This is a genomic window from Roseomonas alba, from assembly GCF_019430885.1.
Taxonomy (GTDB): domain Bacteria; phylum Pseudomonadota; class Alphaproteobacteria; order Acetobacterales; family Acetobacteraceae; genus Neoroseomonas; species Neoroseomonas alba.
Genome location: NZ_JAHYBZ010000009.1, coordinates 212,909 through 235,286, shown reverse-complemented (window position 1 = coordinate 235,286; position 22,378 = coordinate 212,909). Strand labels below are relative to the sequence as shown.

At 69.9% G+C, this 22,378-nt stretch carries 15 protein-coding genes; 4 read left to right on the top strand and 11 right to left on the bottom strand.

Translation table 11 applies throughout. The features are described from left to right. The first annotated feature begins 2 nt into the window (after window positions 1-2). Both KPL78_RS24160 and KPL78_RS24155 read left to right on the top strand, forming a co-directional pair. A complete protein-coding gene (locus tag KPL78_RS24160) occupies window positions 3-2,975 on the top strand; it encodes a CHAT domain-containing tetratricopeptide repeat protein (RefSeq protein ID WP_219765534.1) in 2,973 nt (990 codons plus the stop codon). A 533-nt stretch (window positions 2,976-3,508) separates the two neighbouring features. Continuing rightward, a complete protein-coding gene (locus tag KPL78_RS24155; RefSeq protein ID WP_219765533.1) occupies window positions 3,509-5,710 on the top strand; it encodes a serine/threonine-protein kinase in 2,202 nt (733 codons plus the stop codon). Window positions 5,711-5,841: 131 nt separating this feature from the next. On the opposite strand, the gene KPL78_RS24150 is transcribed toward KPL78_RS24155, so the two are convergent. From KPL78_RS24150 to tssA, 11 genes are all read right to left on the bottom strand, one after another. Next, on the bottom strand, window positions 5,842-6,885 hold the full coding sequence (locus KPL78_RS24150) for a flagellar basal body-associated FliL family protein (RefSeq protein ID WP_219765532.1): 1,044 nt from the start codon (window positions 6,883-6,885) through the stop codon (window positions 5,842-5,844). 10 nt (window positions 6,886-6,895) lie between these two features. Beyond that, window positions 6,896-7,588, bottom strand: a complete 693-nt coding sequence (locus KPL78_RS24145; RefSeq protein WP_304621883.1) for an OmpA family protein — start codon at window positions 7,586-7,588, stop codon at window positions 6,896-6,898. 64 nt (window positions 7,589-7,652) lie between these two features. Then, window positions 7,653-9,155, bottom strand: coding sequence for a class I SAM-dependent methyltransferase (locus tag KPL78_RS24140; RefSeq protein ID WP_219765530.1), 1,503 nt, complete (start codon window positions 9,153-9,155; stop codon window positions 7,653-7,655). 358 nt (window positions 9,156-9,513) lie between these two features. Next, window positions 9,514-10,614, bottom strand: coding sequence for a type VI secretion system baseplate subunit TssG (gene tssG / locus KPL78_RS24135; RefSeq protein WP_219765529.1), 1,101 nt, complete (start codon window positions 10,612-10,614; stop codon window positions 9,514-9,516). Further along, window positions 10,611-12,437, bottom strand: coding sequence for a type VI secretion system baseplate subunit TssF (gene tssF, locus KPL78_RS24130; RefSeq protein WP_219765528.1), 1,827 nt, complete (start codon window positions 12,435-12,437; stop codon window positions 10,611-10,613). Before tssF ends, tssG begins: the two co-directional genes overlap by 4 nt. Window positions 12,438-12,440: 3 nt before the next feature. After that, entirely contained in the window at window positions 12,441-12,932 is a 492-nt protein-coding gene (gene tssE, locus KPL78_RS24125; protein ID WP_219765527.1) for a type VI secretion system baseplate subunit TssE, read from the bottom strand. A 304-nt stretch (window positions 12,933-13,236) separates the two neighbouring features. Further along, the gene (locus KPL78_RS24120) at window positions 13,237-14,022 is read right to left on the bottom strand and encodes a type VI secretion system accessory protein TagJ (RefSeq protein WP_219765526.1); all 786 of its coding nucleotides are present in this window, start codon (window positions 14,020-14,022) and stop codon (window positions 13,237-13,239) included. Beyond that, window positions 14,019-15,584 (bottom strand): type VI secretion system contractile sheath large subunit, encoded by a 1,566-nt coding sequence (tssC, locus tag KPL78_RS24115; RefSeq protein WP_369412839.1) that lies wholly within the window; start codon window positions 15,582-15,584, stop codon window positions 14,019-14,021. The genes KPL78_RS24120 and tssC (KPL78_RS24115) overlap by 4 nt, the downstream gene beginning before the upstream one ends. A gap of 31 nt (window positions 15,585-15,615) precedes the next feature. Continuing rightward, entirely contained in the window at window positions 15,616-17,112 is a 1,497-nt protein-coding gene (gene tssC, locus KPL78_RS24110; protein WP_219765525.1) for a type VI secretion system contractile sheath large subunit, read from the bottom strand. Between the two features lie 3 nt (window positions 17,113-17,115). Then, entirely contained in the window at window positions 17,116-17,622 is a 507-nt protein-coding gene (gene tssB, locus KPL78_RS24105) for a type VI secretion system contractile sheath small subunit (protein ID WP_211868913.1), read from the bottom strand. A gap of 120 nt (window positions 17,623-17,742) precedes the next feature. After that, window positions 17,743-18,876 (bottom strand): type VI secretion system protein TssA, encoded by a 1,134-nt coding sequence (gene tssA, locus KPL78_RS24100; RefSeq protein ID WP_219765524.1) that lies wholly within the window; start codon window positions 18,874-18,876, stop codon window positions 17,743-17,745. 170 nt (window positions 18,877-19,046) lie between these two features. Between tssA and tssH the strand changes: the two genes are divergently transcribed. Both tssH and KPL78_RS24090 read left to right on the top strand, forming a co-directional pair. Continuing rightward, the gene (gene tssH, locus KPL78_RS24095) at window positions 19,047-21,719 is read left to right on the top strand and encodes a type VI secretion system ATPase TssH (RefSeq protein ID WP_219765523.1); all 2,673 of its coding nucleotides are present in this window, start codon (window positions 19,047-19,049) and stop codon (window positions 21,717-21,719) included. A gap of 72 nt (window positions 21,720-21,791) precedes the next feature. After that, entirely contained in the window at window positions 21,792-22,274 is a 483-nt protein-coding gene (locus KPL78_RS24090; RefSeq protein ID WP_219765522.1) for an Hcp family type VI secretion system effector, read from the top strand. Window positions 22,275-22,378 lie beyond the last annotated feature (104 nt).

Genomic DNA, 22,378 nt, shown 5'->3' with positions numbered 1-22,378 from the left:
CCGTGCGCCGCCCCCTCCTTGCCATCGGCGCAGTGCTCGGCCTGTTCGGCTGCACCGAACCGCCCCCCGACGCCTATGCGACGCGCACTGTGGGCAGCATCGCCGGCGAGCCCGCCGGCACGGACGCGCGCAACGAGGCCTGCCAGGCGCAGCCTGGCCGCGCCAGCCCGGCCGACCGGCCGGTCCTGCGCACGCGGGAGGTCTATTGCGGCGGCTGGACCCAGCCTGCTGCCCGCATCACCGAAATGTCGGGCAGTGCGACATCCGCCGACCTGGATGCCATCGCCGCGGCCGGGCTGTGGCGCAACTGGCTCGACCAGCGCGTGACCTGCGCGGCACCCACCCGCACCACCATCGCCGGCGGCACCGAGGCGCGGCTGCTCGCCTGCACCCGCCGCGCGGGCGGCTGGCCGCACGTCGCGATCGTCACGCGCGGCGCATCCGGGCCGGTCGTCGCCGACGGCGTTGCCACCGCCCTGCCTGTCATCGAACGCCTGGCCACCGGCCAGTCCTCCGGCTCGGGCAGCGGTTCGGGCGGTCGCTCAGCGGCACTGGAACTCGCCGTCGCGCGGCTGTCCGCGGATGCCTTCGGCGCCACCGATGTCGGCCGCTACGAGCAGCTCATGACGCTCGGCCGCGACCTGAACCAGACCGAGAACTTTGCCGCCGCCGAGGATGCCTATCGCGCCGCCCTCGCCGTGCAGGAACGCGTGCTGGGCCGCGACAATCCGAATACCGCGACGGCGATGCTGGCCCTCGCCGTGAATCTCTCGAACCAGAAGCGGCTGGCCGAGGCGCAGCTGCTGCTCGATCGTGCCGCGACCCTCGCCCCCCAGGCCGCCGATCCAGCGACCCCCGCCCGCGTCCTGCATTACCGCGGGCTGCACGCGCTCAATGCGGATCAGCCTGGGCAGGCCATCCCTCTGCTGCAACAGGCCGAGACCGCCTATGCCGCGCTCATCCCCGGCGGCGCCGCGGGACGCGAAGGAGACGGGACTGAGCTTGTCGCTGATCCGGTGGTGCAATCGGCCGTGCTCGGCCTCGCCGAGGCCAAGCGCAACCGTGCCGTCGCCCTGACGCGCACTGGCCACGCCTCCGAAGCGCAGGATCTCGTCGCCGAATCCCGCCAGGTGCTGCGGCGCGCCGGCCTTGAGCCCAACATGATGGTCGGCCGCGCGCTGCGCACCGAGGCCGGGGCCGATATCCGCCTCGGACGCACCGAGGCGGCCGCGCAGCTCCTCGAACGCGCCGCCGGGCGCTTCGGCATCGCCGCAGCCGGCGAACGGCCGGAGGCGGTGACGCTCTTCCTCGCCGGCCAGCAGCGCATCCGCTCCGGCCGCCGCGCCGAGGCGCTGGTAGCCTTCCGCACCGGCGCGGGCATCCTGCGCGCCCGCCAGATCGGCCTCCCCGTGCCGCTCATCGTCGCCTATCTCGACGCGCTGGATCAGGAGGCGAACGCCTCCCCCGGTCAGGCGCCGGCGCTGCGTGCCGAGATGTTCGGTGCGGCGCAGCTCGCGCAACGGTCCAGCACGGCGCGCTTCGTCCAGCAGGCCTCCGCGCGCCTCGGCGCCTCGGAAGGCAATCCGGCGGTGCAGGGCGCGGTGCGCGGCCTGCAGGACGCCGATCGCGAATTGCGCGAGCTGTTTGCCGAGCGCGACGCCTCGGGCGGCCAGAATCAGGCGCTCGACGACCGCATCGCCGCCGCGCAGCAGCGCCGCGCCCAGGCGGAAGGCGAGGTCGCCGCCGCGGCCCCTGGCTACCGCCAGCTCCTGCTCGCTTCGGTCGATGCGGACAGCGTCGCGCGTTCGCTCAGCCGGGGCGAGGCTCTGTTGACCATGCTGCTCGGCCCGCGCGAGGGCTTCGTCATGGTGGTGCGCGACGGCCGCGTCGATGCCCGCCGCATACCGCTGGGCGAGGAGGCCGTCGCGGCCCTGGTGCATCGCGTACGGCAATCCTCCGAACTGGGCGCCGGCGGCGTGCCGCGCTTCGACACCCAGGCCGCCTTCGAATTGCACCGGCTCCTCGTCGCCCCCCTGGCCGCCAGCCTGGACGGCGCGGAGAACCTGGTGGTGGCGCCCGACGGCCCGCTGCTCGCCCTGCCCTTCGGCCTGCTGCTGGAACAGCCGGCCAGCCCCGACGCGCTGGGCGGCGCCCCCTGGCTGATCCGCCGCCACGCCATCGTCCACGTCCCGTCCCCGCAGACGCTGGTCACGCTGCGCGCGGCGGGAACCGGATCGACGGCGCCGAACCCCTATATCGGCTTCGGCGATTTCGTCCCGCCCTCGGCGGGGCAATTCGCGCGCGCCTTCCCGGCCAATCGCTGCGGCACGGATGCCCGCCTCGCCACCGGGCTTGGCCGCCTGCCGGGGACGCGGGCAGAGGTGCTGACCTCCAGCCAGCTCCTCGGCGCCGGGCCCAGCCGTGCGATCCTCGGCGCCGAATTCACCATTCCCTTCCTCAAGCGCCAGCCGCTCAACCAGTTCCGCGTCGTGCACCTCGCGACCCACGCGCTGTTGCCCGGCGAGCTGTCCTGCCTGACCGAACCATCGATCGTCGCCTCCCCCCCGGCCGGGGCGGCCTCGGCCGATGCCTCCTTCCTCAAGGCCAGCGAGGTACTCGACCTCAAGATGGATGCCGACCTCGTCATCCTCTCCGCCTGCAACACGGGCGGTCCGGGCGGCGAGGGCGGCGGCGAGGCGCTGTCGGGCCTGGCCCGCGCCTTCTTCTATGCCGGCGCGCGCGGCCTGATGGTCACCCATTGGGCGGTGGACGACGCAGCAGCCGCACTGACCGTCGCCGACACGCTGCGGCGCCAGCAGGGGCGCGCGACCTCGGCGGCCGCGCTGCGCGGAGCGCAGTTGCTGATCCTGGACGAAGCCGGGCGCAATCTGCCGGCGGCCTTCGCGCATCCCTACTACTGGGCGCCCTTCGTGCTGATCGGGGACGGACGTCGCGGCGGGCAGCCGCGGACGTAGGGCGGAAGCGGCGGGGAGCCGCTTCGACCCTATCCGGACCTCACCGCGGTAAAGGCCGCAACGCCTTCCTGGTGGCTCGCCTGATTCCACTGTCGCAATTGGAGGGGCCTTGCCCCTCCAAACCACCCCGCCACCGGGTTCCCATCGACGCTGCTGCGCAACGCCGATGGGTGCCCCTGGTGCTTGGAGCACTTGGAACGCAATCTTCTGGTGCGCCGGGCGCGTCGTCCCCGCTGACGCCCTTCATGCGCAGGAGCCGGTCTCGGCGCCATTCCGGCAGCGGTGCACGGCGCCAAGTATCGGTTTCCATAAGCTCTGTGGCCCTTGGCGGGGTGAGGTTTTTGGACGGGGCAGGCCCTTTTCCGCTCGCGTCGCTTCCACCGATCTGCCGCGATTCGCGCGCCACATCAGCGCGCCGCAGTGACGGGGATCGCACAGCATGGCTGACAAAGTCGCGTGATGACGACATATCCCCCGAGAGGCTGTAGCATCGCTGCACTGCCGTTGCCGGACGCTGGAGACCCCGTCAGCCCATGCTGCCACCCGAGCTGAACCAGAAATACGAGGTGCGCGGCACGCTCGGCGCAGGGGCCATGGGCACGGTGTATGATGCGGTGGACCGCATCATCGAGCGCCGCGTCGCCATCAAGGTCGTCAACCGCCCGAACGAGAGCGACCCCGAGGCCGTCGAGGCGCATGCCCGCTTCCGGCGCGAGGCCCAGGCCGCCGGCCGCCTGTCCCACCCGAACATCGTCGGCGTGTACGATTACGGCGAGAACGCGTCCCAGGCCTGGATCGTAATGGAACTGGTCGAGGGCGGCTCGCTGAAGGGTCGGCTCGACAAGCAGGAACGCTTCCCGATCCCCGAGATCGTGCGGATCATGGGCGAGGTCTGCGCGGCGCTGAACTATTCCCACCAGCGCGGCGTGGTGCACCGGGACATCAAGCCCGGCAACATCATGATGACCACCGACGGGCAGGTGAAGATCGCCGATTTCGGCATCGCCCGGCTCGAGAATTCCTCGATGACCCAGGTGGGCACGCTGATCGGCACGCCGTCCTACATGGCGCCCGAGCAGTTCCGCGGCGAACCGGTGGATCTGCGCGCCGACATCTGGGCGGCCGGCGTGATGCTGTATCAGCTCCTGACCGGGGAGAAGCCCTTCGAGGGCGGCTTCTCCGCCGTGATGCACAAGGCGCTGAACACGGAGCCCCCGCCACCCTCGCAGCTTTCCGTCACCACACCACGCGGCTTCGATGCGGTGATCGCCCGCGCATTGGCCAAGCGGCCGGAGGATCGGTACCGCTCAGCCGCCGAGTTCGGCGAGGCCATTCGCAACGCCGTGAACGCTCCTGCGGCGACGGAGCCGACCGGCCTGCCGGGACTGCCCGGCCTGAACGACGATGCGACGATGGTCTCCGCACGGCCTGCCGGCGGCGGCCCCACCGCGCCTCGTCCGATGCCGCCGGCACCTGCGCCGGACAGGAAGGGCGCGCCGATCGGGCTGATCGCCGGCGGTGCCAGCGCTGTGGTGGCCGCGGCCGCAGCGGGTTGGTTCTTCCTGATCGGCCCCGGTGCCGGACCTGACCCGGCCCTGGAGCGTCAGCGCCAGGAACAGGAATCCCGCGACGCGGCCGAGGCCGCAACACGCGAAGCCGCCGCCCGCGAGCAGGCCGCGCGTGACGCCGCGGCGCGCGAACAGGCTGTCCGTGACCAGACCGCGGCACAGCAGCGCCTTGCTGCCCAGCGCGAGCAGGCCGCCCGCGATCAGGCGGCTGCCGAAGCCGCCGCACGCGACGCAGCCGCCCGCGAGGCCGCCGCCCGCGACCAGGCCGCGCGTGAACAGGCCCAGCGCGACCGGGCAGCAGCAGAAGCCGCAGGCCGCGAAGCCGCCGCCCGCGAGCAGGCCGCACGGGAACAGGCGGCCCGCGACCAGGCCGCTCGCGAGCAAGCCGCGCGGGACCAGGCCGCACGGGACCAGGCCGCGAGGGACCAGGCGGCGCGCGATCAGGCCGCCCGCGAGCAGGCCGAACGGGACCGCATCGCGCGCGAGCAGGCGCAACGGAACCAGGTGGCCCGGCTCGACCTGCGCGCCGCGGCACAGGCGATTTCCGTCTCCACCCCCTGTTCGCTCATCGCCTGGTCGGCAACCGACCGGCAACTCACCCTCTCCGGCGTGGTGCGTCGCAGCGACGAGACCGCAATCCGGCAGGAACTCACCCGGCGCGGCGTGCCCGAGGATGCCGCGCGGCTCGACATCACCCCCTTCGACGGCGATTTCTGCGAGGCGCTCGACCTGTTGCGCCCCGTGCTCGGCCCGGCCGGCGTGGCGCCGACGGTCAGCGTGGTCGGCCGCCTGCCGCTTCAGAAGGAAGAGCTGATGCGCCTCGACGTGACGATGCCGGATTGGCCCGCGCATCTCTACGTCGCCTATTTCATGCATTCGGGTGAGGTCGCGAACCTCGTTCCCTCCACCCTGCAGCAGCCCAGCGCGCAGATGCGCCTCGGCGAGCCGCAGGGCAATTTCCCGGGCTGGGTGGTGGACGAGCCCTATGGCACCGACCTCGCCGTCGTCATCGCCTCGGACCGGCCGCTCTTTGCCACGCCGAGGCCAGTGGTGGAACCACAGGCAGGTTATCTCTCGGCGCTGGCAGCGGCGCTGCGCAATGCGCGGGCGAACGGCACCCGCGTCGTGGTCCGGCCGGTGGTGGTGGAGACCGTCGCCCGGCGGTAAGCGCCTTTTTCGATCGAACAGCGCGTGGAGGCAGCAGCCCTCCCCAGCCTGCCGCACAGTGGCGGGATGGGTTGGAGAGGCGTCATCCTCACGCTCTATGCGAACACCTGCCGCACCGCGCGCCTTCGCGCCTACCGCGGCGCACCCTCGCGCAGCGCCGCCCGCAATGCATCAGCCCGCGCATCATCCAGCCCGGCATGGGCGGGAGTGAAGAAGCGCGCATCAGGCGTGTAGATCAGATAGGCCATGGCCTCGTTCAGCATCACCTCCTCGATGCCGGGATCGTAGCCCTCGCGCTGGAGGAAGGCGCGGAAGTGCGCGCGTTCAGCCTCGGTGAAGACCTCCCGCCAGACCCGCTCGACATGGGCGGCGAAGGCCGGGTTTGTGAAGAAATGCCCGTGACCGATCTCATGATGCAGGATCGCTGCGCGCATCGACTCATCCACGCGGGAATCAACCCCGGGCACGGAGATGACCGCGAATTCCGTCCCGGCTGGCAGCAGCGTGCGAATGCGCGCCACCTGATCATGCAACCAGGTCTCCTCCGGCGTCAGCCTCACGCCGTCCCGCGCGGCGAGGTCGAAGAATCGCTCGAGGTCGCGGCCGCGATAGTTGTGACCGTAGTAATAGGTCGCCGGCGTCTCCCCGGCGCGCGCGATGGTCGAGGCCAGCGCGGCATCGTCCAATACGCGGTCACGCGGTGCGCCGGCCTTCTCGATCAGCGCGGCCGCGCGGTTCAGCGCAGCACCCTGCTGGTCGAGATTCGGGAAATCTGAAACGAAGACATGCGGATTCTCGACCAGCCGGAACATGGTCGGTTCGGCGCCGCGGTGATCGCGGATCGTCTCCTCCGTCGCGATCGCGATGCTCAATGCTGCGGGCGGCGCGACCCTCGGCGTGGTGATGACCGGTCCGGGCGTCGGTGTCGGGGCAGGCAGCGAAGCGACCGATGCCTGCGGCGCCAGCGCCACCGTGTCCGGCTTTGGCGGAGGCTCCGTGGGGCTTGTATCGCGCCCCAGCCAGAACCACGCACCCGCCCCGGCGGCGAGCAGCACGCCGCTCGCCGCCGCCAGGATCACCAAGCGCCCGCCCCCGGTCTGGAGAGCGGGCGGCGGTCCTGGCGGCAAGGCTGTCCCGGGCCGTTCGAGGCGGACCGTCGCGTCGTCGTCGACCACGCCAGACCTGTCAGCTGCCGATATTCACGACCTGGACACGGCGGTTCCGTGCGTTGGACGTCTGCGGAGGCGTCGGCACCAGAAGCTGGCTGTCACCCAGGCCAATGGCCACCAACCGGTCCGGCGCCACGCCGAACTTGGCGATCAGGTATTCCCGCACGGCCGCGGCCCGGCGTTCCGACAGCGCCTGGTTCAGCGCCGCGCTGCCGACCGTGTCGGTATGACCCTCGATGCGGAAGCGGAAGCCAGCCAGATCCTGCGAGGACAGCGCACGTCCGAGCGGCGCCAGCGCCCGTTCCGCATCCGGCGTCAGCTCGGCCGAACCGGAGGCAAAGGTCACGGTGATGGAGGCCGACGGCGCGTCCGAGGTCGTCTCGCGCACCGGCGGGCGGGCCACGGCCTGGGTCGGGCGGGAGGTCCCGGTCGTCGGGTTGGCGGTCGGCGCGCCGGGCCCGGCGACAGAGGTGCCCGCAGGCTGCGTCGGCTGCTGGCCGTAGATCGGTGCGGGCTGCACGGGGGCAGGCGCCGGCGCCGTGTTGTCCACTGCGCCCGGCACGCGGATGCCGCGCGTCTGGCCGCCAGCCTGCGGCCGCAGCCGCTCGATGAGGGACAGGGCCGCCGGATCGGATTGTGCCTGCACCGACGGCGTCATCGTGACGAAAGCCAGCGCGGCGGCGCCGGCGAGTAGCAGCGAGCGGGTCATGGAGAGCCCTCCTTCGATACGCTCATGAGTAGCATGGGCACCACCCCCATGCATCCGAAGCGGTTCACAACAGGCCAAGCCCACGCCACGCCCCGAGCCGCATCGCGAGCAGCTGTTCGATCGAGCCTGTGGCGTTGGTCAGCATCTCGGGCGGCGCGTCCCCGGGGATCAGCCGCTGCGCGATCTCGGCCGGCATGGGCGGCACGCCCTTCTGCAATTCGATCAGCACGGCCAGGTCCGACGGAGACGCCGCGATGGCGCTGCCAAGCGCCGGCGCCACCGCCCCCAGGACCGAGCCGCCGGCAGCCCCTTCCTGCGCGACGCTGGTCAGCAACTGCACATTCGACCGCAGCGCCCGTTCGACCGTGACCGGATCGCGCGTGATCGGCCGCCACAGCGGATGGGCCGACCCGCTCTCGATCAGCATCACCGCGATTTCCATCATGGTCAGGTCGCCGAGGCCCGGCAGGGCGGCAAGCTCGCCCAGCATTCGCGGCCCGTCGGCGAGCGCGCCGGCCAGGATGGCCTGGTGCTCGGCCTTCAGCACCGCCTCCCCAGCCGCGGTCGCGATGGACGTGTCCATCAGTTCCGGCGCGACGGCGAGGACAAGCGGGATCTCGGCGAGCGCCCGCCCGCCGCCGCTGCGACGCCCGCGCACATACAGATCCGTGCGGAAGCGGCGCTGGAGAAACAGGTCGAACAGCGTTTCCCGATGGATGCCCGGCGGCGCCTGCTCGATCGCCGCACGCTGCTCCGCGTTCAGTTGCAGCGTCGGCAAGCTGCGGGAGGGATTGGCGCTGCCCGCATAATCCAGTCGCGCCGCCTGCAGCGCCGTCGCGATGTCCGCGTGATAGACCGGGCGCCAGAAGGAGGTCAGCCATTCATGCACCATGTAGCCGGGTGCGCGCTTGGCGGAGTCGATCATGCGGGCCAGCATCTGCTCCTGCGGCAGATGCAGCGCGCCGGCCGATTTCAGCATCTCGATCGCTGCGAAGGCGGCCATGCCGCGTTCCTCCAGCGATCCCGTGGTGTTGCGGCAGGCTTCTTCGAGCAGCCGCTGCATGACCAGCGTGTCGGAGTATCCCGGCAGCGCGTTGTAGGCCATCAGCACCACGCCGCCCGGCTTCACGCGGGATTTCAGCAGGCGGACCACGCCTTCCCGCGCCGCGTCCGGCACCCAGGTCCAGACGCCCCAGCAGACGACGATGTCGACCTCGGGCAGCAGGCGCTCGAAGCCCGCCTCGTCATGCTCGGTCAGGTCGACTTCGAGAAAGTGGACATTGTCCACGCCCGCAGCGGCCGCCGCCTCGCGCGCCTCGGCGATATGCGCGGGCTGGAGGTCGATGCCATAGACATCCCATCCCGGATTGGCCGCCGCCAGCAGCCGCGCCGTCACGCCCAGGCCACAGCCTATGTCGAGCACGGTCAGCCGCTCGCGGTCCGCCGGCGCCCAATGCGTATCGGACAGCGCCAGGGCGTAGTGCAGCCGCGCGGGAGAGGCCTCGGCCTGGAAGGCGGTGACGTAGCGGACCTCGGCAGCGCCGTAGTGGGAGGTGGGGGCGCTCATGCGGTGACGTCTCCGGGTGGCGACTGATGGAAGCGGAGGGGGCTCTGCCCCCTCCGAGCCTCCCCCGCCAAAGGCCACAGGGCCTTTGGAAACCGATACCTGGTGCCCGGCATGACAGGTGTTCCGCTGTGTCCCAGCGCGCTTGGTGCGCAGAAGCGTGCTTCGCCCCCCGTCCTGACCATGATGCACGATGCCAGGTGACGGTTTCCAAAGGCCTCGGGCCTTTGGCGGGGTGGTTTGGAGGGGCGGAGCCCCTCCAACTGCGCCAGCAGAAGATGAGAGGCAGTCAGGAAGGCCTTTCGGCCTTTGGCGGGGACGGTTCGGGAGAGGCAGAGCTCCCCCCGCGCGCGGCGCCGCATCACACCACCTCCCGCGGTTCGAACAGCGCGTCCCGCGCATCGGCCTTCCTGGGCTTCGACGTGCCGGACCATGACGTCCAGCCGAGCCGGCTCGTGCTGCCAAGCGCGCCCATCGGCACCTCTTCCTTCTTCAGCACGAGGTTCACCGCGAAGGCTGTATCCGGCCCGACGAACAGCCGCGCGAGCTGCGTCACCCGCATCCAGGCCGGCGTGCCGGGCAGCAGGCTGTCAAAGGCGGCGCGGTCGAGCGGCCCGAACCGGATGATGAAGCGCGCCTGCGGGTCCCAGACCTGCGCCCCGGCAGTGGTGGACACGCCGAGCGCGCAATGCTGCGGCGCCCCGCGGCCCTTCGGCATGCGGCTGCGTTCTTCCTCCGGCAAGCGGATATAGCCGCCGGCGAATTCCTCGATCTCGACGCGGCGGCCGGTCTCGGCTTCCAGCATCGCACGCAGGCGTTCGCCGCTGCGGCTGCGCGCGGCGAGGTTGCCGGCGTGATAGAGCAGCGCATCCTCCGGCAGCGGCATGCGCCCGCCCAGATGCGGCGTCCCCATGCCAATCGCAGCCGAGAGCACCCGACCCGCCGGTTCGGCATTGCGTGTCGGCCGATACTTTGCCCCGGCCTTCGGATACAGCCCCGTCGTGCGCCGCCCCAGCATGTCGAGGAAGGCATGCAGTGCGAGCGACCGCTTGCGCTGTTCCGCCGCGACCATCGCACTGTGATGGCGCGGCAGCACGCCCCCCGCGCCGACCAGCCCGAAGGTGCCGAGGGTCAGTTCGCCCTGCTCCGGCTTCGCCGCGACGACGGCACCAACGGGCATGGCGAGGCGTGCCGCGGTGCGCAGGTCGAGTTCCTCCGGCTCACCGGCCGGCAGCCCCGCAGCACGCAGCGCGACGGTCGTGGCCTGATCCAGATCGAAGCGCGCCGGCTCCTGCTTCAGCCGATCGACCGGCGAGACCGGCCTGAGCAGCGGCGCCGGCGGCGGTTCGGGCAGCGGGCGCGAGGCTTCGGCAGCCTCGGGCGTCGCTACCGCAAGCTCAGTGATGTCCGGAATCGTATCCGCGGGCGGGCCGTTCGGGTCCGGGGCGGCGGTGTCGCTCACAGCAGTGTCCGCGTGCCGCTGCGCGGCGCGAACCGCGCCACCACGCCCGGCCTGCCGCGCAGCGCGATCAGTGTGCGGGAGAAGGCGTTCACCGAGACCTGCAACGCCAGGAAGCGTTCCAGCACCTGCGCCAGCGGATAGAGCCCCGCCGCCTGCCATGCCGCCGGGTCGAAGGTGAGCGTGACATCGAGCCCCCGCGCAAAAGCCCCTGCCCGCCCGCCGGGCAGGCGCGCGATGCCGGCCCGCGTATCGACCGCGACGATGGCGCCCAGGGCAGCGCGTGTCTCGGCGGTGTCGCGCAGATCGTGCAGGCGCAGGATCTCCCGCAGCGCCGCCGCCCCGCCTTCCCCGCCCGTGACCGAAAGGTGGTTCAGCGCCAGATGCGAGATCAGCCGCCACGCGCCACGATCGTTCAGCCGCGGCCGCAGCGTCGGTGTGGGCGGGGAGATGCAATCGACCGCGGAGACCGGCGCGCCGCCCTGCGCCACGCGCAGCCGCGGCTGGCCGGCGCCGAAGGGCAGCAGGGCAGGCAGGTCGCGGTTGCAGCACAGCGCCTCGACGGTCAGCACACCTTCCGCTGGCTGTGCGGGGTCAAAGGCCGAATCGCGCAGCTCGATCCAAGTCTGGGTGCCCGTGATGGGCAGCGTCGCGCCGCGGCGGAAGCTGACGTAGTTCACCTCGGACAGCAGCGCCTCATCCGTCTCGGACCGGCCCAGGCGATAGAAGGGCAGCACGGTGCGGCGACGACCATCGGAGCGGCTCTCGCGCACGCCCTCAACCGAATAGATCTCCAGGGCCCCTGGCCGCCGCGCATCGGGCACCACCATCCATTCGGATTGGGTGCCGTCGAGTGAGATCGGCTCGCAGCGCTGGGGAAACAGGTTGATCGCCGGCGTGCAGCCCAGCGCCACGTTCTCCGGCCCCAGCGTGCGCTCGAGCTCCGGCATGGCGCGGGAGAGATAGATGAAGATGTCGAGCTTGTCGGACTCCTGCAGCAGGGTGCGCGCGTCGAGCCCGTTGATATCGAGGTAGAGGAACTTCTCCGGGAAGGCGAACCACTCCGTCAGCATGCGATAGCCGGCGAAGGAGCGGTTGGGCCAGGGCAGCGCCGCTTCCTCGGCGGCGAAGCCGGCCGGCTGGAGCGCCTCCGGTTCCAGCAGTGTCGGGCGTGGGTCCACCGGGCTGTCGGCAAGGGCGAGGCCCAGCGTCGAGGTACAAAGCAACTCATGCAGCAGCGCCGCCTGCGCGCCGATGCCACGCAGATGCAGCCGCAGCCTGTCGAGCCCCAGCTTGGCGAAGGTCAGTTCCGGATTGGCCGTGCGCAGCGTGATGCGCAGCACCGCCAATGCGCCCTGCACCCGGTTGTTCGCCGGCGCGGTGATAGGCAGGCCCGACAGGCGGAAGGACTCCACCGTCACCGGCCAGACGGTGACGTCATGGCAGGTGGAAAAGCGAACCGGCTCGCCGCGCACCGGCTCCGTTTCGACCATCAGGCCGCGCGGCACCTGGGTCGGGCCCTGCGCCTCGGGCGGCGGCGAGAGCTTCAGCGTCGTCATCGACGGCACCGGCGCCAGCAGATGCGGCGACAGCATTTCGAGCAGCGTCTCGCTGAATTCCGGCAGCTCGTCGTCAAGCCGCTGCTGCACGCGCGCGGCGATGAAGGCGACGCCTTCGAGCAGGCGCTCAACATAGGGGTCGTCCACCGCCTCCGGCGTCACGCGCAGCCGCGCGGCGACCTTCGGATAGGCGTCGGCGAATTCCCCGGCGAGCTTGCGGATCGCCCGGAGTTCCCGGTTGTAGTAGGGCAGCAGCGATTCAGACATGGTTCAGCCCTCCCGCACCGCGACGTCGAGCGTCGTCGGCCGGACCACCGTCTCGAAGGAGATGTGCTCCGGCACGGGATCGGTGCGCAGCACCGCCTCGATGCGCAGGCGCAGCACGCGGTCGATGGACTCGCCTTCGTTCTTGTGCAGTTGCACCTTCACTGCCGTCAGGCGCGGTTCGAAGCGCGTGATGGTGGCCTGGATCTCGCGCGACAGGGCCGCGCGGCGTTCCTCCTCGGTGAAGGATCCGGCGGTCGGGTCCGGCACGCCATAGCCGATCGGCGACATGGGCAGTTCCGCGAGGCCACTCGGCGGCGGCAGGCGCCGGCGCCGGGCATTGAGCAGGGCCTCCAGGTCACGCCGCACGGCGGTGCGCAGCAGGTCCACCGCCATGGATTGCGACAGCGGGGGATCGCGCGGGCTGTCGGGATCGGCATCGAGCAGCCGGTCGAGCAGCGGCAGGCGGATGCGGGAACTGGAACGATTGTCGCTCATGATTACGACGGCCGGACATTGGAGGGGCCCTGCCCCTCCAAACCACAACGCCAAAGGCCACAAGGCCTTTGGAAACCGATACCGGGTGCCGGGCTCAGAGGGCGCTCAGCCGCAACAGGAACCTCTCTGCGCATGGCGGCCGAAATCGAGCAATCGCGACATGCCCCGCGCATACTGGCGCATTCGGCCTGCCCACCCCGCCCAACGCCAAGGTCGAGGTTTCCAAAGGCCCTTCGGCCTTTGGTGGGGTGAGGTCTGGAGAGGGACAAAGCCCCTTTCCAATCGCCCTGCGCAGCGGTCCCGATCAATCGAACGTCACCTCGGTGAGTTCCGCGAGGGTCTTCGCCTCCTCTCCCACCAGGAATTCCCGCATGCCGAGCCCGCGCACCAACCCGTTGTCATCCTGCCATTCCGTCCCGCGCCCGAGCCTCAGCGGATTGGGCAGCGTCTTCGCCGTCCAGGGATAGATGGTCGGCACATAGACCACGCCTTCCTGGCCGTCCTTCATCTCGATCGAGCAGCGCCGCCAGTAGAGGTCGCGCGGCCGCTTCGGTTCGTCGAAGGACAGGGCGCGCAGACGTTCCACCGGAACCCACATGTACTCGCCGCCAGAGGTATGGACCTCGACGATCGCGGCCAGCACGTCATCCGCGTCACGCAGGTCTTCGAAGGCGACACCATCGATCTTGCCCGGCGCGCGCGGACGCAGCGTCTCGACCTCGGCCGCGGCGGCCGCGGCGCCTGCCGTGTCGCCGGCGCGCAGCAGGGTCACCGCATGCGCCGCCGCCTTCTGGGCGTCGGTCGGGTCCTCGCCCTGGAACTTCGGCACGCGGCCCTCGGTGAAGACCTGGCGGCGCGCGACCTCGGCCCGCAGCAGCTGGCGGAACTCCATCACGGTGGGGGACGGCGTCTCCTCGATCACCGCATCCAGGGCGCGATCGGCACGCTCATAATCGCCCGCGAAGAGCAGCATCTCCGAGAGCAGCCAGCGCGCCCCCGCATCGCGGGGACTGGCCTTCACCGTGGCCATTGCCGCGGCCACCGCCCCTTCGATGTCGCCTGCCTTGAACGCTTCGCCTGCCGTGGTCATGCCGCTTGCCTCGCCGCCTGGAGATCTGTCACGAGGCGGAAGGCCGCCCCCACCTCGTCCAACTGGTAATGCGGCTGCAGCATGATCGTGCAGCCATAGACACCGGGCTGGCCCGGCTTCTCGCGCACCTCGACCCGCGCGTCGCGCAGCGGGTAGCGCGCACCCGCATCGCCCGCGCCGCCGGCCGAGATATTGGTGAACCCCTGCAGCCAGCGCTGCAGCCGGTACTGGATTTCGTCCCCCGTCTTGAAGGACCCGACCATGTCGCGGCCCATCAGCTTCACGCAATGGGCGAAGCGGCTGACGCAGAGCATGGCGTTGAACTGAGCCGAGAGCCGCTGGTTGGCGTTCGCCGCCGCCGCCGTCTCGCCCTGCATGCGCGGCGGGCGATGGATGGACGGCGTCGCAGCGAAGGAACCTTCGGGCAGCAGTTCGAGACCGATGAAGGGAATGAAGCCCGCCTCGACGGCCTGGCGTTCCTGCTCGTCGGTCAGCGCGACCTCGACGGGCGGGCGCAACGGGCCGCTGCGCGGATCGCCGGACAGATGCTCGGCCGGCAGGTTGTCGATGACCCCGCCGGTGGCCTCCGTCGCGATCGCTGCACCGCGTACATCGGCCGGCCAGGACGCCTTGGCAAAGGCACGGATCGCCGCGGCGGCCAGTGCATAGGCCGGGCTGATCCAGACCCGGGAATCCGACCCCGGTGCGTATTCGCGATAGCGGAAGCGATCCGCGCGCGTCGCATTGTCCGGCCAGGGCGTGCGGCCGAGCACGCGCGGCAGCACCACGGCGAGGAACCGGCTGTCCTCCCGCCCCTGGAGAGAGCGCCAGCGCGTGCGGTCGGTGCCGCGCAGCACATCTGTCAGATCCGCCGCGGCATTGACGCCCGCCCAATGGTCGAAGCCGAGCAAGGCCGGATGGGCAGCGATCGCCGCCGGAGCGAAGGCCGCCGCGGCCACGCCGGCCAGCCCGTCAAGCCCCGCCACATCGTCCGTCGGGCTGCCACGCCCCGGCGCGTGGCGCACTTCGTAATCGGCGACCAGCATGCCGAAGGGCTCGCCGCCCGGCGTGCCGAACTCGCCCTCATAGACCTGCTTGAACAGCACCGACTGGTCGAACTCGCTGGCGCGCTCGAAGTCGCGGCAGAACTCGGCCCAGCGGGCGGTGAAGACGCGGACCTTGACGCGCGCGCCGAAGGGCACGCGGTCCACCAGCCAAGCCAGCGCCCGCCAGCTCCCTTCCAGGCGCCGCAGGCGGTCATGATGCAGGACGGCGTCGAGTTGCGCGCCGATCAGCCGGTCGAGCGCGGCGATGTCGCGATCGACCGCTTCCTCCAGCCGCGCCATAGCATCGGCGCGGCCGGCGGCGGAGCCGTCATGGGCGACGATGTCGGCAAGCCGCGCCCCAAACCAGGCGCGCAGCGCCTCGACCGGGGATCGCTCACCCATGAAGGCGGTGAGGGCTTCTGCCCCCTCCGCCCCCGAACGGCCAAGGTAGTTCCCCGAAAGCGCGACGGCGCGCAGCGGCACGGGCGGGTTGGTGTCGGGCGGCTGTAGCACCACGCCGCATTCCCCTTCCCGCCCTGCCGTTGCGTCAGGCCTTTTGCGGAATACGCGCGACCATGCGCATGGAGGTGGTGAGTTCCTCCATCTGCAGCCACGGACGCAGATAGGCCACGGCGTTGTAGACGCCGGGCTTGCCCGGCACTTCCTTCACCTCGACCTTCGCCTCGCGCAGCGGGTAGCGCGCCTTGAGATCCTGGCCCGCATTTTCGTTCGCGTTGACGTAGTTCTGGATCCAACGGTTCAGCCAGATCTCGACATCGCTCGATTCCATGAAGGAACCGATCTTGTCGCGCGCCATCACCTTCAGGAAGTGGGCGAAGCGGCTGGTCGCCATCAGGTACGGCAGGCGGGCGGAGATCGCCGCATTCGCGGTGGCTTCCGGCCGGTCGTACTTCTTGGGCTTCTGCACGGACTGCGCCCCGAAGAAGACCGAGTAGTCGGTGTTCTTGTAGTGGCAGAGCGGCAGGAAGCCGAGGCCGGAGAGCTCTGCCTCACGACGGTCGGTGATGCCGATCTCGGTCGGGCACTTGGTGTCGCTGTCGCCGTCGTCCGAGGTGAAGACGTGGGTCGGCAGGTTCGACACCTTGCCGCCGCCCTCGGCGCCGCGGATCGCGACGCAGAAGCCGTACTGGGCGAAGGCGTCGGTCAGGCGCGCGCCCATGACATAGGCGGCGTTCATCCAGCAATAGTGCTGGTGCTCCATCGCCTTCGGCTTGCCGTTGGCGTCATAGGGCGCTTCCTCATAGGCGAAGTCCTCGACCGGCACGGTCGCGGCGCCATAGGGCAGGCGGGCGATGGTGCGCGGCATCACCAGGTTGAGGAAGCGCGCATCCTCGGTGTCGCGCAGGGCGCGCCACTTGGTGTACTCGGCCGTCTCGAAGATCTTGGCGAGGTCGCGCGGCTTGGACAGCTCGCGGTAGTCGTCCATGCCGAACATCTGCGACGAGGCCGCCGAGATGAAAGGCGCGAAGGACGCTGCCGCGACGGACGACATCAGGCGCAGCGTCTCGACATCGTCCGGGTGGGAGGTCCACTCGTAGTCGCCGATCAGCGAGGCGTAGGGCTCGCCGCCCGGGGTGCCGAATTCGTTCTCGTAGATCTTCTTGAAGAGCTGGCTCTGGTCGAACTCGACCGCACGCTGCAGGTCGCGCGACAGCTCACGCTTGCTGATCTGCAGCAGGCGCAGCTTCAGCGACGTTCCCGTCTCCGAATTCATCACCAGGTAATGCAGGCCGCGCCAGGAGCCCTCGAGCTTGCTGAAGCGCTCATTGTGCATGATCTGGTTCAGCTGCTCGCTGACCTTGGCGTCGATCGCGGCGATGGCGCGGTCGAAGGTCTGCTGCAGGTTGCGGCTGAAGGTCACGGTGCCCTTCAGCGCTTCCTCGGTCAGGGCCTTGATCAGGTCCTGCGCGCGGTCCTTCTCGGTCTGCTTGGTCGCGCCGATGACCTGGTCGAGGAGGCCAAGGCCGCCTTCGAGTTCAGTCGTCGTCGTGGAGCCGGCGGCGGAAGACTGAGCGTCGCTCATCGATCAGCCCTCCTTCTTGTCGAGGCCGAGTTCGGCCGACAGCTTGTCCAGCTTGTCCTTGTCCTGCAGCACCTGCTCCAGCAACCCTTCGAGCTCGTCCGAACGGTCCACCTTGGACATCAGGTCACGCAGCTTGGCCCGCGTCTCGAGCATCGCCTTCAGCGCCGGGACCTGCTCGGCCACCCGCGTCGGCTCGAAGTCGTCGAGGCTGTTGAACTTCAGGTTGACCGCCATCTGGCTGCCGTCGCCGGCGAGCGTGTTGTCGACCTTGATGTTCAGGCCCGGCTGGATGCGCGCCATGACATCATTGAAGTTGTCGCGGTCGATCTGGACGAATTTACGCTCGGCGAGCGGCTTCAACGGCTCGGAGGGATCGCCGGCGAAATCGCCCATGATGCCCATCACGAACGGGAGCTCGCGCTCGATCTGCGCGCCTTCAGTCTCGACTTCGTAGGTGATGTGGACGCGCGGCTTGCGGACCCGCGCGAGCTTGTCATGCACGCTGCTCATGAAGTTCCTCCTCAGGGCGAGGTCCGTGGCCCAACGGATTGCGGTGGCGGGAGACTACGCACCCCCAACGATCCGGGTCAACGCATCCGGACCATGGGGTGTGATACATGTGACGGCACGTCATTCGTCGGCAACCCGGATGCCGAGCGCGGTGAGCAACATGCGGCGCGCCGAATAGTCGGGCAGCACCTCGGCGAGCAGTTCCGGCAGGGGAAGGCGCGCCCGGCGCACCGCGTCGTCCAGCGTGAAGGCCAGAGGGGAATGCGGCTCCGTCTTGCGGAAGAAATTGGCGATGTCCTCAAGCTGGCGGATGGCATCCTCGCGGGTGCGCAGCGGCTTGGGGCCGCCCCCGCCCACCGCCGCGACGGCGCCACTGCCCCCCCCAGCCACGGCGGGTGCCCCGGCATCAGCGTCATGCGCCTCCTCCTCCGCCGCGGCAGTCGGCTCGCTCGGTGACCCGGCGATCCGGGTGACGAGGTCGATGATGCTCTGAAGGGCTTCAGACACCCGACGGGTGGAAGGCGCGTTGCCGCCGAAGCGGTTGCCGAGCGCCGTATCCATCGCGGTCCAGGCGTCGAGCGCGCGGCGCGCCTCCTGCCCCACGGCGCGCAGGGCCGCTGTGCTCGCCCGCGCCTCGTTCTGCAGCACGTCGAAATCCGGAACGCCGGAATCGAGCCGTGCCTGCTTCCGCTCGGCATCGGCGATCGCCGCCGTCTCCTCGGAACGCTGCCAGGTGAACAGGTCGCCATCGCTGCCGTCGCCGCGCTGGAACAGCGGATAGCGGCGGATGGAGGCCATCAGCGTGCCGTCCGCCCCCTCCCCCGACAGGCCGCCGATCGGCGCGCTGCGGTCTTCGAGGCCGTCCTCGCTCTCCAGGCTCGGGAAGCCATTGTCCCAATACTGGTCGCAGAGCCCCCCGATCAGCAGCGCCGCATCGGTCAGGCCCGGCAACCCATCCACACGCACCAGCGCCTCGGCCATCCAGGCGGCGATCTCGAAGTCTTTCGACTTCCCGCTGATCGCTTCGGCACCGAGCTTCTTCACCTCCCGCCAGGCGCTGGCGATGGCCGCGGGATTGGCCTCGGGATCGCCGCTGTCGATGGCCCGTTCGCCGGTGCGGGCGTCGTTCCGCTGGGTGCGGACACGCTGGTAGAGCGACGTGTAGGAATCGTCCGCCCGCAGGTCCTCCCCGCCGCCGCCGCCATCGGCGAGCGGCGCAAGCAGCGCCTCGAGATCGAGTACACCTTCACCCATCGTGAAACCCTCGCAAGCCACCGATGTGATGCCCCTTACACGGGTGAAAGGGGACCATCGCCAACCCACGCTAGCATGCTGGACTCGTTTCGCACGCCCCCCTAACGTCCCGTTCCGCGTGAGCGAAATCGCTTTGCGCGTTCCTGCTCATCTGGTGAGGCACGTCCGGCATGGTGGCGATCGACCTGAAATCCCTCGTCGGGCGCATGAACGCGCTCACGCGTCGTCAGCTCGAAGCGGCAGCAGGGCTGACGCTTTCCCGCACGCACTACAATGTCGAGATCGAGCACGTGCTGCTCAAGCTGGTCGAGACCAGCGGATCCGACGTCGCGGCGGTGCTGCGCAAGGGCGGCGTCGATGCCGGACGGGTCGCCAACGAGCTGACCCGCGCGCTCGACAAGTTCAAGACGGGCAATGCGCGGGCGCCCTCGCTGTCCCCCGACATCGTCACCTGGCTGCGCGAGGCCTGGCTGCTGACCAGCCTCGAAAGCGGGGCGCCGAAGATCCGCTCCGGCCATCTGCTCGCGGCGCTTCTGAATGACGAGACGCTCGGCCGCACGGTGAAGGACAGCGCGCCGTCGCTGCTGAACCTGCCGGCCGATGCGGTGCGGCGGAACCTCGGCGAGATGGCCGAGGGCAGCGAGGAAGCCGCCGAGGCCGGGGCGGAAGCCGCCGCCGGTCCCGCCGATGGCAGCGCCCCGGCCGGCGAGGCCCCGCGCTCCGGCGGCCCACTCGACCAGTTCTGCACCGAGCTCGTCGCTCAGGCGAAGGCCGGCAAGATCGACCCGATCCTCGGGCGCGACGGGGAGATCCGCCAGATGGTGGATATCCTCACCCGGCGCCGCCAGAACAACCCGATCCTCACGGGCGAGGCCGGCGTCGGCAAGACGGCCGTGGTCGAGGGCCTGGCACTGCGCATCGCCGCCGGCGACGTGCCGGACGCGCTGAAGGGCGTGAAGCTCTACTCACTGGACATGGGCCTGTTGCAGGCGGGCGCGGGCGTGAAAGGCGAGTTCGAGAACCGCCTCAAAGGTGTCATCGATGCGGTGAAGTCCTCGCCGACGCCAATCGTGATGTTCATCGACGAGGCGCATACCCTGATCGGCGCCGGTGGTGCGGCCGGCCAGAACGACGCGGCGAACCTGCTGAAGCCGGCGCTGGCGCGCGGCGAGATGCGCTGCATCGCGGCGACCACCTGGGCCGAGTACAAGAAGTACTTCGAGAAGGACGCCGCCCTGACCCGCCGCTTCCAGGTGGTGAAGGTCGAGGAACCCTCCGAGCCGCTCGCCGCCGCCATGCTGCGCGGCCTGGTGACCACGCTCGAGAAGCATCACGGCGTCCGCATCCTCGATGAGGCGATCACCCAGGCGGTGAAGCTGTCGGCCCGCTACATCCCGGCGCGGCAGCTGCCGGACAAGGGCGTGTCGCTGCTCGACACCGCCTGCGCCCGCGTGGGCATGTCCCAGGCGGCGATCCCCGCCCCGGTCGAGGACCGCCAACGGCGCCTCGCGCTGATCGACACCGAGCTTGGCGCCATCCGGCGCGAGGAAGCGACCGGTGCCGACCACGCGGCGCGCCGCGTCGCCCTGGAACAGGAGCACGCGAAGGTCTCCGCCGAACTCGAAGAGGTCCTGAACCGCTGGGAGGAGGAGAAGGCGCTCGTCGCGAAGATGCGCGACCTCCGCCACCAGATCGAGGCGGCGGCGGTGCCGATGCCCGGCCCCGACGGCAAGGCGCCGGAGCCGGTGGACACCGAGGCACTGAAGACGGAACTCGGCGAGACTGCCGCGGCGCTGCACAAGCTCCAGGGCGAGGAACCGCTGGTCTTCCCGGTGGTGGACGGTCAGGCGGTCGCCGACGTGGTCGGCACCTGGACCGGCATCCCGGTCGGCCGGATGGTCTCGGACGAGATCAACAATGTCCTGAAGCTCAAGGACCATCTGATGGAGCGCGTGGTCGGCCAGGACCATGCGCTTGACGCGATCGCCCAGGCGATCCGCACCTCGCGCGCCGGGCTCACGGATCCACGCAAGCCGATCGGTGTCTTCCTGATGGCCGGCACCTCCGGCGTCGGCAAGACGGAGACGGCGCTCGCGGTCGCCGACCTGCTCTATGGCGGCGAGCAGAACATGACCACCATCAACATGTCGGAGTTCAAGGAGGAGCATAAGGTCTCGCTCCTGATGGGCTCACCGCCGGGCTATGTCGGCTACGGCGAAGGTGGCGTGCTGACGGAAGCGGTGCGTCGGCGTCCCTACTCCGTGGTCCTGCTGGACGAGATGGAGAAGGCGCATCCCGGCGTGCAGGATGTCTTCTTCCAGGTCTTCGACAAGGGCGCGATGAAGGACGGCGAAGGCCGCGACATCGACTTCCGCAACACCGTCATCATCATGACGTCGAACGCGGGCACCGACACCATCGACAAGCTCTGCGCCGACCCCGAGATGGCGCCGGAGCCCGAGGCGTTGCGCGACGCGCTGATGCCGGACCTGCTGAAGTCGTTCAAGCCGGCCTTCCTCGGCCGCACCAACGTCGTCATCTACTATCCGCTCGCGCCCGAGATCCTGAAGAAGATCGCGGGCCTGAAGTTGCGCAGCATCGGACGTCGCCTCAAGGAGGCGTACAACGTGCCGCTGCAGGTGGACGATGCGGTGATCGACGCGATCGTCGAGCGCTGCAAGGAGGTCTCCTCGGGCGCGCGCAACATCGACAACATCCTCAGCCGCACGGTGCTGCCGGAACTCTCCGCGCGCATCCTCGAACGCCTCGCCGAAGGTCATGAAATCCTTCAGGTGAAGGTGGGTCTGAACGACGATGGCTCGTTCCGGTACGAGGTCGGTTGAGGTAAGGTTCTTCGTATCAGGAGGCGACAGGGTGTCGCCTTCCGGGGGTAGGTTGGGAAAGGGAAAACGCAGATGCCTATTCTGATGCAGTACCAGGGTGTTCCGGGTGAATCCAAGGTGAAGGGCTTCGAGAAGTACATCGAGCTCACCTCCTTCGAATTCGGCCTCGGCCGTCGCATCACCTCGGGTGTGAACTCGGTGCGCGAAGGTTCGGTGGTGAACATGTCCGAAGTGGTGGTGAAGAAGTCCACCGACGGCACGACGATCAAGCTGTTCGAGCAGGCCTGCAACGGCAAGCTCAACAACGACGTGAAGGTTTCCTTCGTGCGCACCGGCTCGGGCGACCCGCAGGAGTTCCTCGGCATCTACCTTAAGGCCACCGGCGTGTCCGGCCTGTCCTTCAAGGCCGCCGGCGGCTCGGGCGTCGACAGCCGCCCCGGCGAGACGCTGCACATGAACTTCGGCGAGATCGAGGTGAAGTACAACCCGATCGGCGACGACCTGACGGGCAGCCCGTCCTCGGCCAGCTGGAAGCTCGCCAGCATCACGAAGTGATGCCGCGCCGCGACGCGGCGTGATCTTCCGGCGCCCATCAGCGGCGCCGGCCAGAAGGATCGGCCATGCCGTCCGGAGCGATCCGGGCGGCATGTCCATAGAAG